Annotated in this window: 15 protein-coding genes; 9 read left to right on the top strand and 6 right to left on the bottom strand. The window is 61.6% G+C overall.

The window, feature by feature from the left end:
• Positions 1 to 4: 4 nt before the first annotated feature.
• Genes FPL22_RS01070 through FPL22_RS01060 form a run of 3 tightly spaced genes read right to left on the bottom strand, consistent with a single transcriptional unit; the run spans position 5 to position 2,277 of the window.
• Entirely contained in the window at positions 5 to 934 is a 930-nt protein-coding gene (locus FPL22_RS01070) for an acetamidase/formamidase family protein (protein WP_144228274.1), read from the bottom strand.
• A gap of 9 nt (positions 935 to 943) precedes the next feature.
• A complete protein-coding gene (locus tag FPL22_RS01065) occupies positions 944 to 1,723 on the bottom strand; it encodes a creatininase family protein (RefSeq protein WP_144228273.1) in 780 nt (259 codons plus the stop codon).
• Positions 1,720 to 2,277 carry a creatininase family protein gene (locus FPL22_RS01060; RefSeq protein WP_238991270.1) on the bottom strand — a complete coding sequence of 186 codons (558 nt, stop codon included), beginning with the start codon at positions 2,275 to 2,277 and terminating at the stop codon, positions 1,720 to 1,722. Before FPL22_RS01060 ends, FPL22_RS01065 begins: the two co-directional genes overlap by 4 nt.
• A gap of 144 nt (positions 2,278 to 2,421) precedes the next feature.
• Between FPL22_RS01060 and FPL22_RS01055 the strand changes: the two genes are divergently transcribed.
• The 5 genes from FPL22_RS01055 to FPL22_RS01035 are packed head-to-tail and all read left to right on the top strand — an operon-like array spanning position 2,422 to position 7,712.
• On the top strand, positions 2,422 to 3,222 hold the full coding sequence (locus FPL22_RS01055) for a DUF3891 family protein (RefSeq protein WP_144228272.1): 801 nt from the start codon (positions 2,422 to 2,424) through the stop codon (positions 3,220 to 3,222).
• Positions 3,223 to 3,255: 33 nt separating this feature from the next.
• Positions 3,256 to 4,815, top strand: coding sequence for a GTP cyclohydrolase II (locus FPL22_RS01050; protein ID WP_144228271.1), 1,560 nt, complete (start codon positions 3,256 to 3,258; stop codon positions 4,813 to 4,815).
• A gap of 23 nt (positions 4,816 to 4,838) precedes the next feature.
• Complete coding sequence (locus tag FPL22_RS01045) at positions 4,839 to 5,909, top strand: creatininase (protein WP_144228270.1); 1,071 nt, start codon at positions 4,839 to 4,841, stop codon at positions 5,907 to 5,909.
• 6 nt (positions 5,910 to 5,915) lie between these two features.
• Positions 5,916 to 6,476, top strand: coding sequence for a phosphoribosyltransferase (locus FPL22_RS01040; RefSeq protein WP_144228269.1), 561 nt, complete (start codon positions 5,916 to 5,918; stop codon positions 6,474 to 6,476).
• A 15-nt stretch (positions 6,477 to 6,491) separates the two neighbouring features.
• Positions 6,492 to 7,712: an amidohydrolase family protein gene (locus FPL22_RS01035; protein ID WP_144228268.1), complete on the top strand. Its 1,221-nt coding sequence runs from the start codon at positions 6,492 to 6,494 to the stop codon at positions 7,710 to 7,712.
• Positions 7,713 to 7,784: 72 nt separating this feature from the next.
• Here the strand turns inward: FPL22_RS01035 and acs are convergent, their stop codons facing one another.
• Positions 7,785 to 9,734 carry an acetate--CoA ligase gene (gene acs, locus FPL22_RS01030; RefSeq protein ID WP_203235092.1) on the bottom strand — a complete coding sequence of 650 codons (1,950 nt, stop codon included), beginning with the start codon at positions 9,732 to 9,734 and terminating at the stop codon, positions 7,785 to 7,787.
• Positions 9,735 to 9,861: 127 nt separating this feature from the next.
• On the opposite strand from acs, the gene rho reads away from it, so the two are divergent.
• Complete coding sequence (gene rho, locus FPL22_RS01025) at positions 9,862 to 11,088, top strand: transcription termination factor Rho (RefSeq protein ID WP_144228266.1); 1,227 nt, start codon at positions 9,862 to 9,864, stop codon at positions 11,086 to 11,088.
• Between the two features lie 60 nt (positions 11,089 to 11,148).
• Here the strand turns inward: rho and pheA are convergent, their stop codons facing one another.
• Complete coding sequence (gene pheA, locus FPL22_RS01020) at positions 11,149 to 12,234, bottom strand: prephenate dehydratase (protein ID WP_144228265.1); 1,086 nt, start codon at positions 12,232 to 12,234, stop codon at positions 11,149 to 11,151.
• Positions 12,235 to 12,239: 5 nt separating this feature from the next.
• Positions 12,240 to 13,196 (bottom strand): SMC-Scp complex subunit ScpB, encoded by a 957-nt coding sequence (gene scpB / locus FPL22_RS01015; RefSeq protein ID WP_144228264.1) that lies wholly within the window; start codon positions 13,194 to 13,196, stop codon positions 12,240 to 12,242.
• Between the two features lie 128 nt (positions 13,197 to 13,324).
• Here scpB and ilvD point away from each other — a divergent pair, with 128 nt between their 5' ends.
• The 3 genes from ilvD (at position 13,325) to FPL22_RS01000 (ending at position 16,306) form a co-directional block, all read left to right on the top strand.
• A complete protein-coding gene (ilvD, locus tag FPL22_RS01010; RefSeq protein WP_144228263.1) occupies positions 13,325 to 15,046 on the top strand; it encodes a dihydroxy-acid dehydratase in 1,722 nt (573 codons plus the stop codon).
• Positions 15,047 to 15,246: 200 nt separating this feature from the next.
• Entirely contained in the window at positions 15,247 to 15,969 is a 723-nt protein-coding gene (locus FPL22_RS01005) for a hypothetical protein (protein WP_144228262.1), read from the top strand.
• 22 nt (positions 15,970 to 15,991) lie between these two features.
• Positions 15,992 to 16,306 (top strand): hypothetical protein, encoded by a 315-nt coding sequence (locus FPL22_RS01000; RefSeq protein WP_144228261.1) that lies wholly within the window; start codon positions 15,992 to 15,994, stop codon positions 16,304 to 16,306.
• Positions 16,307 to 16,315: the final 9 nt, after the last annotated feature.

Below are 16,315 nucleotides of genomic sequence, written 5' to 3'. Positions count from 1 at the left end.
AAGTTCAGTCGAAAATCGCCTCGGGCAAACACGCCGTGATCGTCGTCGTCGGCACATTTACCAACTGGCTTACTTTCAGGTCCAGCACAACGCTGCACAACGTATAGGCCATCTCAGGGGTGACCCCCAATCGGCCCACGATGAACTCGATCGCCCGCCGCACCACGCGTTTGCAGGCCTCGCGCGGATTCTCATCCGACTCGATGAACAGATGCCACGGCTTCGTCACATAACGTGCCGGCGTGAACCCGCCCGGAAAAATCGCATACGGCCCGCTCAACGATTTTTGCTTATGCACCTTGAAGGTCAGGGTCACATCCATAGCCGCTTCCATCCCGTTGATGCAGACCTCGCCGTCGCCCTGCGCCGCATGGCAGTCGCCCGTCAGCACGCCTGCGCCTAGCGTGAACACCGGCAAAAACAACGTCGTCCCCGCCGTCAGCTGACGCACGTCGAGATTCCCACCGAAAGCCCCCGGTGCCCGCGTGCGAAACTCGCCCGTCTCCGCCCGTTGCACACCGATGATCCCCGCAAACGGATGCAGATCCAGCGTCACGCCCGGGAAACTCCGCGTCACGGCTTCCTCCAGTTTCCAAATCATCAAATGATGATTTGGGAAATCCTCCGGCAACAAACCGAGCCCCGGAATCAAACTCGTCCACGCGAATCCATGATGTCGATACGCCTCGATCTTGATCTCCAGCATGTCGCCCGGCATCGCCCCTTCGATCGCCACCGGTCCCGTCAGCGCATGCACCTGCAACGGATCGAACCCCGCCTTGAAATCCGCCGCGGTCCACTCCGGCTTCACCTGCCAGCCGCTCGAATCCGCGCATTGAAACGTCACCGTGTCGCCCGACGCCACCGTCAGGCGCGGCGCGATTTCATTATTCCAACGATGAACCAACGGAGCAGAGCCAAGCGTATGATGCATATTAAAGAATCAAGGGTTCGATTTGGGTGCAGCCAGTTCCGTGATGCGCGCCACATAGCCCGCCACCATCTGTGAAATCCACCGCTCGCCCTTCTCCGCCGTGGCCGCCGTCGCGTCACCCATCACGCCCGACGCCGACACATCATGCGAAGCCCACGCAAACGTCGCCGGCGCCGCCTCGGGCCTGAGCTCGCCCGGATCACTCAACCGCGCCGGATACTCGCACACCGCACGTTCCATCTTCACCCATTGCGGCGCCACCGCCAGCAGCCACGACGTCTCCAATTCCCCCGCGTGAAACCCATACGCGTCTTCCTGCGCCGATAACTCCGGCTCCAGCTTCACACCGTGTTTCAAGAACGTCGTCTTCAGCCCATACGCCGCCTCGATTTCCCGTAGCGTATAAATCAGCACCGACGTATTCCCTCCGTGCGTATTCAAGACCACCAGCTGCTTGAAACCCCAGGCGCTCACCTGCCGCGCGATCACGAACAACTGCATCCGCAACGTTTCCTTCGAAATCATCAGCGTCCCAGGGAAACCCACGTGCTCGTTGCTTTTTCCAATCGTGATCGGCGGCGCGATATAACACGGCACGTTGTCCGGCAGCGCCTCCGTGATGCGCTCGATCCACACCTGTCCCATCAGCGAATCCACCGCGACCGGCAGATGATAACCGTGCTGTTCGATCGCACCCGTGGTCACGATCACCGGCGCCGAAGCCTTGTCCGGCAACGCTGCGATCTGCACCGCTGTCATCGAGGGAAGATAACGTTCGCGCGAGCTCATTTGGCAGGTGCCTCCATCGTTAAAAGTTTCCCGTCATTCGCCAGCGCCGGACGCCCCGCGATCTCCGCGAACAACGCCGCCAACCGTCCGCCGGCCTTCGCAAACTCCGCATCCTCTGTCGCCGCGAACCCGATTTCCAACGCACTCAAATTCACGCAAAACATCTGAAGTCCCCGCGCGATTCGAATATCCCGCGCCGCCGCATCGCACAACTCCTCGTTCCACGGACTCGCATTGCACAAAACCACGCGTCGAAAACCTACCGCCGCCAGCGACGCACAGACCTCATCGATGAACGCATGCGCCACCGGCACCTCGACCGTGAACGCCGCTCCATCCGCCGGCCCGGTCACAAAACGCAGCGGCGGCACCACCAGCAGGCGTGTTTCCCCACGTTGGAGAGACGCTTCTTTCACCACGCGCATTAATATTTGCTCCTCCGCATCAAGCGGGAGGTCCGGCCCGTGATCGGCAAATCCCGCGACCGGCACCACCAGAACCACACGTTCACGTTCGGCGATCTCGCTGATTTCCATCCAGCTACGCCAAGGCAAAAAAGTCGCATCATCACAGATGCAAAGAGATGGAGTCGGAGAGGTGCGGGGCACGACCTTTGGTTAGCAGATTAAAAGCCAACATGAATTACCCTCATTCCTGTGTCGCCGCACACTTGGCGCGCATTATGCGTTTATCGACGCATGATCAGGCAGGAGACTCCGACCCATTGGCTATTGGTAACCCATCCCGATCACGCCGATGTCGCCGGCCAGTTTGCGGATGCGTGGGGCAACGACCGCTTCGCCCCACCCAAGCCTTACGACGCGATTCGCTACGCCGTTTATCATCACGACGACGGCTGGCTGGCCCGCGATACCGCGCCCGTGCTCACCAAGGACAACCGCCCCGAAGCCTTCACGCGCCAACTCGTCGGTGCTTATAGCGCCTTCGAAGAAATCGATCTCCCTTCCTACTTGAAAGTTCGGGGCGATGCCACCGCCGCCGTCGCCGCGGTCGATCCCGCCGCCGCCATCTTCGTGTCCATGCACACCTACAACTTGCTGTCCGAGCAGGCCGACGTGAACACCATCCGTCCCGAGCATCGCCAGGCGCACGCGGATTTTCTCTCGGCCCAGCTCGCCTGGCAGCAACAAACGGCCGCCCAACTCGGTCTCGACCAGTCCGCGCTGCAACGCGGTTTTGAGTTTTTGCAATGTTGCGATAATCTCTCGCTCATCGTTTGCTCGGGCTACGATGTTCCGCGTGATCTTCGCCACACTCATCCCGACCGCTCAGGACAACGCCACGCCATCCGCTGCACGCCGGTGAACCCCGCTCTTTACACGCTCGATCCCTGGATTTCAGATCGCCCTGAGATCGTCCTCGAAATCCCTTACCGCTCCCTCGCAAAATCGGCCTGCGGCACGCTCAGCGCATTTCAATCCGCATGGAATCAGGCGCCCCTCCAACGACACCGCCTGATGCTCCGTCCCGCGCGCTGAGTCGTTCTCATTCCCACATTTTCAAAATCATCCATGTCCTCACTGACTCCGGAAACTCCCGTCACCTCCCCTGACTTCGAAGAACTGATCGCCCGCCTGCAACACGCCACCGGCGCCATCCTCGCGCCGCGCGTCCTCGATGAACGTCCGCTCTATGGAACGACGCTTTTCATCGCGAAATGCCAGCTTGATACGCGCTTCGGCTTGTTCCGCGCGTTCATTTTCCAGGACATCATCGACAAGCACTACATCGTCGCGATGGCCCACGGTGACATCGCGAATGCGAAGACGCTCTACACCCGCCTGCACTCGTCGTGCATCACCAGCGAAACGCTGCGCGGTTGTGACTGCGACTGTGTCCAGCAGCTCGAAGGCGCGTTCAAGGTCATCTCCGAAAAGGGCGACGGCATTCTCTTTTACCTCATGCAGGAAGGCCGCGGCGTTGGCTACGTCGGCAAGGCCCGCGACCGCATGCTCGTGCAGGCTTCGCTCGACCAGATCTCCACCTTCGCCGCCTATGCCGCGATGGGTCTCCAAAAGGACCACCGCAACTACGACAACATCTCGCATATCTGCCATTTGTTGAACGTCACCGCACCGTTCATCGTCCTCACCAACAACCCCGACAAGGTGAACGCCTTGAAATCGCAGGGCATCGTCGTCGCCGGCACCGAGTCGCTCGAGTTCGAGCCCGGCCCCTTCAACCTCGCCTACCTCGCCTCGAAGGCTGCCGGCGGCCACATCCTCAGCCGCCCGACCGCCACGTCTGTGCGCCGCGCGCTCCCGCCCGAGCCGGTCATTCCCTTCCGCCCCTACGCGTTGTCCGACGCCAAGCGCTTTATCTACTCGGCCAGTTATTTCCTGCCGATGAAACCGGTGGACAACGAGATCCTCGTCACCGAGGCGCAGTTCACCGAGATCTTCCAAAAAAAATCCCTCGAGCGCTACATGGGCGGCGCGCGACCAGTCATCCTAGGCTACAAGGCCATCCGCCAGAATCGCTTTCTCATCACCATCGATCCCGACCACCTCACCCACTACAAGGACGACAATCCCGACGATCCCGTGGTCGAGCTGCTGACCACGCCGTATTGGTTCCGCGTTCACGTCTACTACGACATCGTGACCAGCCAGGACTTCGTGATTCTCACCCACGGTGAGCCGCGCATCTACGAGATTCCCGTCGTGCGCCTGCACAGCGAATCGCTCTTCAACCGCTTCCCGCTGCGCACCGTCGAGAACCGCGACAAGCTCAAGCTCTCCGTCAAACACATCATCGAATACGGTGTGGGCGCCTTGCTGCTCCTGCACAACGACGGACGCGGCGCCGGCTTCGGCGCCCACGCCACCGATCGCATGATGACCGACGCCGGGCAGGCTTTCTCCTCCGACGAGGCCTATCGCAAAATCGGCGTCGATTACGACAGTCGTGACTACGATGCATCCATCCTGCTGCTCAAGCATCACATCCCGAACACCAAGATTCAGATGGTGATGAACTCGCCCACCAGCCTCGTCAAAAAGCCCGAATATGCCGAGGCCCTCAACCGTCACAAGATCGAGGTCGAGAAGTGGATTTTCCTCGAAGACTGATCTGCCGCCACCCGCCCCATCGCATGTCCACCTCCACCGCCGATCCGCTCGGCCACGATCTCCTCGGCCAGCGCCTCGCCAGTATTCCCTCGGTGCTGGCGGGCATGCTGGACGCGCCGCCGCCTCCGCTGCGCCCCGCCTCGCTGGCTTCACGACGCTTCATCGTCACCGGCACCGGCAGCTCCGAGGCGCACGCGCGCTACCTCGCGATGCTGCTGAATCTCTACACCGACCGCTCCGCCGCCTACCTGCCGTTATCAGGTTTCACCGTCGCCGAGCCGGAAGCATTCGCCGATAAAACCCTCGTCGTTTTCTCCCAAGGCGTCTCGCCCAACGCCCGCATCGCGCTCAACCGTCGCGGTGACTTCGCCCATTGCATTCTGTTTACCGCCACGACTCCGGCCGCCGCCCTCGCCGCCGGAAAAGCCGACCGTGCCGAACTGCTTCAGGCCATCCTCAATGACGGAGGCGAACTCATCGAATTCCCCCTCGCCGAGGAATACACCACGCTCATCCGTTTCGTCGGTCCGCTCGCCGGCTACCTCGCCGCCCTTCAGTTCGCCGCCCGCTTCGCCGGCTGCCGCTTTCCGCAGCCCACCGCCGCGACAATTCTCCCGCTGCTCGAAATCAAGCCGCCCGATGACCTGCGCGCCGCGATGATCGGTCTGCCCAGCGCCTTCTCGCAGGGTTTCAATCTGGTCACCGCCGCGCCCATTTCCGACTTCGCGCAAAACCTCGCCTGCAAATTCATGGAGGGTGTGTTCTGGCCGTGCCCGCCCATCAGCGACTTCCTGCAATTCGCCCACGGCCCCTTCCAGCAGATGAATGCCCACCCGAAGCCGGTCATCATCTTGCAGGGCGGCTCCGCCATGGAAGCCGAGATGGTCGATCGCAGCGTGCGCATGCTGCGCGACGCCGGACTCGGCGCCTTCGTCATCTGCGTCGATGCGCCCGCCTTGTATTCGATTTTTGGATTCGAAGCCGCGCTCAACGCCCTCGTCTTCGACGTCATGAAACACCTGCGCGTCGACCAGGTGAACTGGCCCGGCAAGGGCCGCGACGATCTTCTCTACGGCTTTTGTCCCGACACCTGAAATCCCATGAGCACCATTCCTGCGCATCTCGACTTGCTGTATCCGCCCGAGGCGATCGAAGAACAACTGGTCATCCTGTCCGCGCAACTCGACACGTGGGCCGCCGAATCCAAAGCCGAGACCGGCAAGCTCCTGCTCTGCATCTGCCTCCTGCGCGGTGGGGCGTTTTTCTTCTCCGATTTGCTCCTGCGTATGCGCCAATCGGTCGAGCCCGCCTTCTGCCGCGCGCGTTCCTACGACAAGAACACCAACAAACCCCTCGATAACATCGAGATCGACTGGCAGAGCACCAAGCTCGCCGGTCGCGACATCGTGCTCTTCGACAACATCTGCGACAGCGGCCGCACCTTTAAGGAAGCCGCCGGCCAGTTGCTCGCCCAAGGCGCCCGTTCAGTCCGCTCCGTCAGCATGGTTTACCGCGTGCGGCCCGATTCCCTGCACACACCCGACCTCACCGGCTTTACTTTCGCCGGCAAAGAATGGCTCGTCGGCTACGGACTCCGCGATCACGGCGACCTGTTGATGAACACCCGCGTCATCTACACCGCCCGCGACACGAGTTACTAAGGGTCGCCGCACATCATGCCCGAGATCCGCGATTGCATCGTCCTGCACGGCCCCGATCTGGCGCCGCATCGGTGCCATCGTTTTGCTTGGGAAACCGACACGATCACCGCCCTGGATCTCGGCGAACCTTGCCGGCAGATCGACAACGGCGCGCTCGTCATCATTCCCGGTCTCTACAACGGCCACACCCACATGGGCGACAGCGCCCTGCCCGACGGCGCCACCGGCCTCACACTTGAAGAGGCGTTTTTTCGTCCCGCCGGTTATAAATACCGGGAACTCGCCAAGCTCTCCGAGGAAACCCACCTCCCGCATCTCGTCGCCCACCTCGGTTACATGGCGCGCACCGGCGTGATCGCCCATCTCGATTTTCGCGAGCAAGGCGCCTACGGAGCACGGCTCCTGCGCAAGGCCTCCGAGGCCACCGGCGTCGAATCAATCATCCTCAACCAATTCGATTCGCCGCCGTTCACCGCCGCTGATCTGGACGCCAACACCGCGCCGCTTCCCGCCTCAGCCCGCGCTGAACTGGACGCCATGCTCGCCGTCGCCGACGGTTTTTCCGAGAGCACGATGAACGATCTCACCGACGTTGCCTGGCGTGAAATTCGCACCGCTACATCCGCCGCGAAAAAAATCCGTGCCATCCACTGCCTCGAAAGCGCCGGCTACCGCGACCGCTCGCACGCCATCACCGGACGCGGCGATCTCATCCGCGCCATCGAGGTCTACGACGCCGACCTCATCGTTCACCTCACCGTCGCCAACTCCGACGAGATCGCCCTGCTCGCACGCTCCGGGAAAACCGCCGCGATCAATCCGCGCGCCAACGCCAGCCTCGGCCTGCCGCTCCCTCCCGTCGCCGCGCTGCTTCGCGCCGGTGTGAATCTCCTGCTCGGCACCGATAACGGCATGCTCAATTCACCTTCGCTGCTCCCCGAACTCGATTTCACCTACAAACTCGCCAAGTCCCAGTTTGGAGACGCCCTCTCGCCTGATCCCAGCGCCATTTTAAAAATGGCTACGAGCAACATCCGCCCGCTCCTCGGCGGCGATCATTACGGTTACCTCGAACGCGGGCTGCCGGCCGATTTTGTGGTGCTCGATTTCCATGCGCCCCACTTGCGAGCCACGCGCCACATCATTGCAAGCGTGCTCACGCGTGTGACGCCCGCCGATGTCCTCGGCACTTATCGCCAGGGTCGCGAACTGTGGCGCGATCCACGCTGGCCTTAAACACCACGCGCAAAAAAAAGCCCGCTGCGTTGTGCAGCGGGCTTTTTGTAATCAACAGACCGATCAGCGGAATCAATCCTGGGTCTGCAACGCGGCGATCACGGAGATATCTTCCAACGTCGTCGTGTCGCCCGTGACCTGACGGCCCGCGGCGATGTCCTTGAGGATGCGGCGCACGATTTTGCCGGAGCGCGTCTTCGGCAGGCTCGGCGCAATGCGCACGCTGTCGGGCTTCGCAAAGGAACCGATCTCGCGGCCGATGTGCGCGCGGAGGTCTTCCTTCAACTTGTCGTCGGCGGTCACACCCGTCTTGATGCTCACAAACACGACGAGGGCCTGGCCCTTGAGATCGTCGGGACGGCCCACGGCGGCCGCCTCGGCCACGGCCGGATGCGTCGCCAGCGCAGCCTCGACCTCGGCCGTGCCGATGCGATGGCCCGAGATGTTGAGCACGTCGTCCACGCGACCCGAGATCCAGAAGTAGCCATCCTTGTCCTGCTTCGCGCCGTCGCCGGTGAAATAGATTCCCGGATAGTCGCCGAAGTAGGTTTTCTGGAAACGCTCGTCGTCGCCCCACAGCGTGCGAAGCATCGAAGGCCAGGGCTTGGTGATGATCATTTTGCCATCGGTGCCGCGCGGCACTTCCTTGCCCTTTTCGTCGACGATCTTCGGAACGATGCCGAAGAACGGCAGGCTGGCCGAGCCGGGCTTGAGAGGAACCGCACCGGGGATCGGCGCGATCATGATGGAGCCGGTCTCGGTCTGCCACCACGTATCCACGATCGGGCAGCGGCCCTTGCCGATGAGCTTGTGATACCACAGCCAAGCCTCGGGGCTGATCGGCTCGCCGACGGAACCGAGCAGGCGCAGCGAATCGAGACGGTGCTTGAGGACGTAGTTGTCACCCCAGCGCATGAACGCACGGATCGCGGTCGGCGCGGTGTAGAGGATCGTAATCGCGTGGCGGTCGATCATCTGCCAGAAACGATCGGGCTCGGGCTGGTTGGGCGCGCCCTCGTAGAGGAACACGGTCGAACCGTTCGAGAGGAGGCCGTAAACGACGTAGCTATGACCAGTGATCCAGCCGATGTCGGCGGAGCAGAAGTAACGGTCGTTTTGTTTAAGGTCGAAAATGTAGTGCGACGTCATCTTCGCACCGAGCAGGTAACCGGCGCTGGTATGCAGCACGCCCTTCGGTTTTCCGGTAGAACCCGAGGTGTAGAGAATGAAGAGCGGGTGCTCGCTGTCGAACGCCTTGGCCTTGTGGGTATTCGGGCCGCCCTTCCAGACGTCGTGCCACCATACATCGCGGCCCTCGGCCATCTTGACCTCGTTGCCGGTGCGCTTGAGGACGATCACCGACTGCACGGTGGGCGTGCCCTCGAGAGCGCGGTCCACGGCGGGCTTGAGTTCGATGATCTTGCCGCGACGCCAGCCGCCGTCGGCGGTGATGACGAGCTTGGCTTTGCAATCGTTGATGCGGTCCTTGATGGCCTCGGAGCTGAAGCCACCGAAGATCACCGTATGCACCGCGCCGATACGGGCGCAGGCCAGCATGGCCACGACGGCCTCGGGGACCATCGGCAGGTAGATCGCCACACGGTCGCCCGCAACCACACCCATGTTCTCAAACACGTGGGCCAGACGGCAGACGTGCATCGAGAGCTGCTTGTAAGTGATGGTGCGCACATCGCCGGGCTCACCTTCGAAAATGATCGCGGCCTTGTTCTCGAGCGCGGTGCCGAGATGGCGGTCGAGACAGTTCTCGGCGACGTTCAGCTTGCCGCCGCCAAACCACTTGGCGTGGGGAGCCTTCCATTTAAGGACGCTCGTGAAGGGCTTGCGCCACACGAGCAACTCCTTGGCCTGCCGTCCCCAGAATTTTTCTGGGGAGTTGACAGACTCGGCATAGAGCTTCTTATAGGAGGCAAGACTCCCGAGATTGGCTTGACGTTGAAACTCGGCCGAAGGCTTAAAAACCCGTTTTTCACGGGATGCTGAGGTTTTCTTTTGGTCCGACACGTTAGGGGCTTTTGTTAGGGATTTTTTCAAACGCGCGTTCGTTCGCGCGCCTGACACTTAGCCCTTATTTCGCCCGTGGTTTGCAGCGTCAAGCACCGCATACGATTCATTCATTCAATTTAACTACATGGCTAATAACCCTGAACAACCGACCTCCGACACCACCCCGTCGGAGACCGCTCCCGCCGCCAACTCCGCGCCCGCCACCGCCGCCGCTCCCCAGCCCCCGGAGCGTCCCGAAAACGTGATCCAGGTTTCCGGCGTCCTCGACATCGACATCCAGAAAGGCGGCAACGGCCAGCTGCTCGACCTCACCCGTTACGGCAAACGCCGGCCCTCGGATACCTTCGTTCCCAAGGAACTCATCCGCCGCTTCAAGCTCCGCCAAGGCAGCCACATCACCGGCACCGCCTGGCCCGCCGAGGGACGTTTCCCCAACCCCAAGATGAAGTTCGTCGAATCCGTCGACGGCATGTCCATCGAGGACCGCAAGGCCCGCATGGACTTCATCGCACTCACCAGCATGTCGCCCGACCAGCAGCTCAAGATGGAGCTCAAGGACGGCCGCATGACCACCCGCGCCGTCGACTTGTTCTGCCCGATCGGCAAAGGCACGCGCGGCCTCATCGTCGCCCCGCCCCGCACCGGCAAGACCACGCTTCTCCGCGACATGGCGCTGGGCGTTCTCCAAAACCATCCCGAGTGCCACGTCATGATTCTCCTCGTCGACGAACGTCCCGAGGAAGTCACCGACTTCCGCCGCAGCGTTCCCGCCGAGATCTGGGCTTCGTCCAACGACGAGAACGTCGACAGCCACGTCCGCATCGCCGACATGGCGATCGAACGCGCCAAGCGTCTCGTCGAGACCGGCCGCCACGTCGTGCTCTTCATTGACTCGATCACCCGTCTCGCCCGCGCTCACAACACGCTCAAAAATTCCGGCCGCACCGGCTCCGGCGGTCTCGATGTGCGCGCCCTCGAAAAGCCCCGCCAGCTTTTCGCCGCCGCCCGTAACATCGAGGAAGGCGGCTCGCTCACCATCGTCGCCTCCGTGCTCGTCGAGACCGGCAGCCGCATGGACGACGTGATCTTCCAGGAGTTCAAAGGCACCGGTAACAGCGACCTCGTCCTTGACCGCAAATGCGCCGAGATGCGCCTCTGGCCGGCGATGAACATCCAGTCCTCCGGCACCCGCAAAGAAGAGCTCCTCATCGACGCCAAGAAGCTCGATGCGATCCACTTCTTCCGCCGCGCTCTCGTCGCCCAGAAAATCGAAGAGGCCACCGACACGATGATCGCCCGTCTCTCGAAGACGAAGACCAACGAGGAATTCCTCAAGCTGATCGCGCGCTAAGCGCCCGACGGCTGGTTTTATTCGCCCACAAAAAAGGCCGGCTTCACAGCCGGCCTTTTTTTATTGGACCGAGGGATAACTCCCCAGCCACTTCACCAACGGGCAGAACTTCCGCAGCTCCGCGATGGCTTCCTTCATCGCCGGGTCTTCGTAGTGACCGGTCACGTCGATGAAGAACAAGTAGTCCCACGGACGTTTCTTGCTCGGGCGCGACTCGACCTTCGACAGGTTGATGCCGCGCTGGCCGAACGGCATGAGCATCTTCAACAGCGAACCGGAATTCGCAGCCGCTTCGTCGCCGAGCGAGACGACGAGACTCGTGATGTCACGACCGCCGCCGACCGGACCGGACGGGCGTTTGCCCACGACAAAGAACCGCGTGGTGTTGTCATTCTGGTCCTGGATATTTTTCGCGACTACCGGCACGCCTTGCACCTGCGCCGCGAGTTCCGCCGCGATGGCCGCGGCACCGGGCGTATCCTTGGCAATCTGCACAGCCTTCGCGGTGCTCGCCGTGTCGATCAACTGCGCATGCGGCAGGTGGCGCTGCAGCCAGGCGCGGCACTGGGCAAGTGCCTGGTCCTTCGAATAAACCTTGTCGATCTGCGCCAGCGGCGTGGACGAAATCAACGCGTGGTTGATTTCCAAATACACCTGCGCGACCACCTTCAGATCGCTATCAACGAAGCCGTCGAGCGCCTCGCGCACGGAGCCCTCGGTGGAGTTCTCGATCGGGATGATCCCGTAATCGGCTTCACCCTTTTCGATCGCGGTGAAAATATCCGAGATCGTCGCGATGGCCGAGTAATCGACGCTCGCGCCAAACTTCTTGATCGCCGCGGCATGCGTGTAGGTCGCCTCCGGTCCGAGGTAGGCGATGAGCAACGGCTTCTCAAGCGCGATGGCCGCCGACATGATTTCGCGATAGATCGCCTGCAGTGCCTCGTTTTTGATCGGACCTTGATTGAGCGCCGTGACCTTGCGGAACACCGCGTCCTCGCGCTCGGGCACATAGATCTGACCGCCGGTGCTGCGCTTGAGTTTTCCGATCTCGGCGGCGAGCGCGAGACGGCTGTTCAACAACTCGACCAGATGGCGGTCGTGAGCATCGATTTGTTCCCGGATGGGTTGGAGCGGGTCGGACATGGAAATCAGGCGGAGGCAGGTTTGTCTTCGTCGTCGGACAGAGTCTCGGGCGCGGGCTGTGCTGGTTCTTCGACCAAAGCCGGCTCTTCAGCGGCAGCCGCTTCAACGAACACCTCGGCGGCGGTTTCAGCCGACATCGGCACGTGCTCGACATCAACTTCGGAGAGATTCGGCGTCTCGCCTTCGCCCTCTTCGAGCGGCAGGCCCATCTCGGCGTCCGCGGGCGGCTTCACGTTGATCGCGTTCTTGAGCCACTCGTCGATCTGGCGCGGCGAGAGCACGTCGGACGCCGGCAACTCGACCAGCGACTTCACGCCGACGAATTCCAAAAACTTGTCGGTCGTGCCGTATTGTAACGGGCGTCCGGGCAGATCGGCGCGTCCCACGATGTAAACCAGTTCGCGCTCCAGCAGTTTGTTGAGGCCCGCCTCGGCCGATACGCCGCGGATCGTCTCGATTTCGGTGCGTGTAACCGGCTGGCGGTAGGCCACGATGGAAAGCGTCTCGAGGGCCGACTGCGTGAGCTTGGCCGGAGCCGGCTCGTCGCGTTGGATGCGGATCCACTTCGCGAAACGCGGATGCGTCACCAAGCGGTAACCGCTCGCACCATCGATCAGCAGATAAATATCATCCGCCGCCCGCAGTTCGGACGCCAGTTCATCCATCGCTTCACGAATCTGCGTGGCGGTGATCAGCGAAGGCACGTCTTGATACAGATCCGCGTCGGTCTCGGTCGGCGCGGCGACCAGCACCTCGGCGGCCTCAGCCTCGCCCGCAACGGCTGCGGGTGCGTCTTCAGCGGGAACTTCCGCCTCACCCTCGACCGTCGGATCAACGACCGCCTTGGGCAACAAGGCCTGGTCATGGAAACGGGCGAACGCCGTCTGGATATCCTTAACCGAGAGCGGCTCGCTCGATGAGAAGAGCAGCGCCTTGAGCACTTTTTTGAGGTTGAACGCCATGCGAAAGAAAACCCGAGAGTGATGCGGTCGCCGGAAACCGACGCAACCCTGGAAATTGGACCGCTCCCTTGCCCAGACATCGCGCTTGCCCGCCCCCCACCCGCTTGGTTTTGTTCATCCTTTAACCCATGTGCTCCACGTCCTCCTCTTTCCCGCGTCCGCACTCCTCCGTCGTTGTTGATGGCAACGACCGCGCGCCCGCCCGTTCCATGCTCCGCGCCGTCGGCTTCACCGACGAGGATTTTAAAAAGCCCCAAATCGCCGTCGCGTCTTCCGCCAGTAACATGACGCCCTGCAACGTCCACCTCGGCGACCTCAGCGAGCACGCGCAGAAGGGCATCAATGCCGCCGGCGGCAAAGCCGTCTATTTTAACACCATCACCGTCACCGACGGCATCAGCATGGGCACGCAGGGCATGCGTTACTCCCTCGTCTCCCGTGACGTCATCGCCGACTCCATCGAGACCGCTGTCGCCGCCGAAGGCTTTGACGGCCTCGTCGCCATCGGTGGCTGCGATAAAAACATGCCCGGTTGCATGATGGCCATTGCCCGCCTCAACCGCCCCGCCGTCTTCATCTATGGTGGCTCCATTCTCCCCGGCTTCGCCGCCTCCGACTGCGACCACAAGAAGCCCCTCGACATCGTCTCCGTCTTCGAAGCCGTCGGCAAACACGCCAAGGGCGAACTCGACGACGCCGGCCTGCGTGACGTCGAAGCCACCGCCATCCCCGGCCCCGGCTCCTGCGGCGGCATGTATACGGCCAACACCATGGCGACCTGCATCGAGGCCCTCGGCATGAGCCTGCCCAACAGCAGCGCCCAACTCGCCGTCGGCAAAGAAAAACGCGAGGACTGCGAACGCGCCGGCGCCGCCGTCATGGCCATGCTGAAAAAAGGCATCAAGCCCCGCGATATTCTCACCCGCCAGGCCTTCGAGAACGCTATCACGGTTTGCTTGGCCCTCGGCGGTTCGACCAACCTCATTCTCCACCTCCTCGCCATCGCTCACTGCGCCGAAGTCCCGCTGACCCTCGCCGACTTCAAGACCATCGGTGACCGCGTCCCGCTCCTCGCCGACGTGAAGCCCTTCGGTAAATACGGCATGGCCCACCTCATCCGTATCGGTGGCATCCGCCCGATGATGAAGATCCTTCTTGATCGCGGCATGCTCCACGGCGAATGCCTCACCGTCTCCGGCGACACCATCGCCGAGTCCCTCAAGGACGTTCAGCCCTACCCCGCGTATCCATCGGAACAGGACGTCATCCGCCCCTTCGATCAGCCGATCAAGAAAGACACCCACCTCCGCGTCCTCCACGGCAATCTCGCCCCCGGCGGCGCCGTCGGTAAAATCACCGGCAAGGAAGGTCTCTACTTCAAAGGTCCGGCCAAGGTTTACGAAGGCGAAGAAGACGCGCTCCAAGGCGTCCTCCGTGGCGACGTCGTCAAAGGCGACGTCGTGGTCATCCGCAACGAGGGCCCCGTCGGCGGTCCCGGCATGCGCGAGATGCTGTCTCCCACTTCTGCGATCGCCGGCCGCGGTCTCATCAAGGATGTTGCGCTCATCACCGACGGACGTTTCTCCGGCGGCTCGCACGGTTTCGACGTCGGCCACATCACGCCCGAAGCCGCCAAGGGTGGTCCGATCGGCATCGTCAAAAACGGCGATCTCATCGAGATCGACGCCGTCAAAAACACGATGAGCCTCCTCATCCCCGAAGCCGACTACGCCGCTCGCATGGCCGCCTACAAGCCGCTTCCCCCCAAGGAAACCCGCGGCGTCCTCGCCAAATACGCCCGCCTCGTCAGCACCGCCTCCGAAGGCGCCGTCACCGACAAGTATCTATAAGCAGAAGCCGGTATTGCCGAGCCCGACTCGGTATCACGAAAAGGCGCTGCGCATCCCGCAGCGCCTTTTTTACGTCCACGCTGAATTCGTCGTTAGTCGGCAAATTGAGAGCTCTTGATCCCCACTGCAAACGTTTGGCTGGACAAGGAGCCTGCATGCTCATCCACACATAGGCGAATTAGCATTACCGCTACCCCTTGATGAAAAACTACATTCTACTTTTAATTCTTACGCTGGTGCTGGGATTCACCACCGGTTGCTCAACTTACATCACTCCAGGTGCAAAAGCTGATCTTCAGGCTTTTTCCCCCGCCAGCATTGAGGCTGGTTTTGCCACGAAGCCCACCCATCCGTTTCCCGCCAGTATGGCCACCGTGCGCGTGCAGGCCCCGACTTACAGCAACTATTACCTGCGCCAAAATGGAGGCCAGTATGGCGAAGGGCGTTACTCCGTCATCATGACGAGGGAAGTAGAAACGCAGGCACAAGTAGACCGTATTTCAGCACTCCCGCAGATTACCGGCTTGGTGACACTCAACCGGTTGCTGCTTCCCAACAAACTGGAAAGTGACCGCGAGCTACGTGAAGCCGCTGCCCGGCTGCACGCCGACTTGATTTTTCTCTACACTTTCGACACGGCGTTCATCGACAAGGACGCCGCAAAGCCGCTCTCCGTGATCACGCTCGGGCTCTCTCCCACCCGTCAAATCACGGCTGTCACCACCGTATCGGCTCTGCTGCTCGATACTCGCACAGGCTACATTTACTCGGCTTACGAAGTCACCGAGCGAAAAGCCATGTTATCGACTTCATGGAGCAGTGGTGAGTCAGCCGATGAGGCTCGCCGGCAAACCGAAACCCGTGCCTTCGATAAACTCGTGAACGAACTCGTCGCGTCGTGGCCCAAGCTGCTGAAAAAATAAACGGAGCGCATTCACTTTAACCATGAACAACGAACTCGAAATTACTTGGCCGCGCGTGCTGCGTGTTTGGTGGGCCTATCTCTGGCGAAGCCTGATCGCCATGCTCGTCGCCATGATTCTCGGTGGCATCGCCGGATTTATAATCGGGTTCTGCATGGGCATGGCCGGCGTCCCCACTCGCACCATTCAATTCGTGACCGCACCGATTGGCGCACTCATCGGCCTCGGGATATCCATTTTCCCCATCAAGATGATCCTCGGTAAGAATTTTGGTAAGTTCCGTTTGGTATTGGTCGAAACATCCGCCGCAGAACCTCCCGCCCTGCCACAAAGTTGACGCGTTATC

The organism is Rariglobus hedericola (genome assembly GCF_007559335.1).
Classification (GTDB): Bacteria; Verrucomicrobiota; Verrucomicrobiia; order Opitutales; family Opitutaceae; genus Rariglobus; species Rariglobus hedericola.
Note: the sequence above shows the minus strand (reverse complement) of the source record. Positions and strands in the feature narration are given on the sequence as shown.

Excerpts from the sequence above, each read along its gene's own strand:
- FPL22_RS01070 (WP_144228274.1), bottom strand. The coding sequence starts at position 934 with ATGCATCATACGCTTGGCTCTGCTCCGTTGGTTCATCGTTGGAATAAT.
- rho (WP_144228266.1), top strand. The coding sequence starts at position 9,862 with ATGGCTAATAACCCTGAACAACCGACCTCCGACACCACCCCGTCGGAG.
- ilvD (WP_144228263.1), top strand. The coding sequence starts at position 13,325 with ATGTGCTCCACGTCCTCCTCTTTCCCGCGTCCGCACTCCTCCGTCGTT.
- scpB (WP_144228264.1), bottom strand. The coding sequence starts at position 13,196 with ATGGCGTTCAACCTCAAAAAAGTGCTCAAGGCGCTGCTCTTCTCATCG.
- FPL22_RS01005 (WP_144228262.1), top strand. The coding sequence starts at position 15,247 with ATGAAAAACTACATTCTACTTTTAATTCTTACGCTGGTGCTGGGATTC.
- FPL22_RS01050 (WP_144228271.1), top strand. The coding sequence starts at position 3,256 with ATGTCCTCACTGACTCCGGAAACTCCCGTCACCTCCCCTGACTTCGAA.
- pheA (WP_144228265.1), bottom strand. The coding sequence starts at position 12,234 with ATGTCCGACCCGCTCCAACCCATCCGGGAACAAATCGATGCTCACGAC.
- FPL22_RS01045 (WP_144228270.1), top strand. The coding sequence starts at position 4,839 with ATGTCCACCTCCACCGCCGATCCGCTCGGCCACGATCTCCTCGGCCAG.
- FPL22_RS01035 (WP_144228268.1), top strand. The coding sequence starts at position 6,492 with ATGCCCGAGATCCGCGATTGCATCGTCCTGCACGGCCCCGATCTGGCG.
- FPL22_RS01055 (WP_144228272.1), top strand. The coding sequence starts at position 2,422 with ATGATCAGGCAGGAGACTCCGACCCATTGGCTATTGGTAACCCATCCC.
- FPL22_RS01040 (WP_144228269.1), top strand. The coding sequence starts at position 5,916 with ATGAGCACCATTCCTGCGCATCTCGACTTGCTGTATCCGCCCGAGGCG.
- FPL22_RS01000 (WP_144228261.1), top strand. The coding sequence starts at position 15,992 with ATGAACAACGAACTCGAAATTACTTGGCCGCGCGTGCTGCGTGTTTGG.
- FPL22_RS01065 (WP_144228273.1), bottom strand. The coding sequence starts at position 1,723 with ATGAGCTCGCGCGAACGTTATCTTCCCTCGATGACAGCGGTGCAGATC.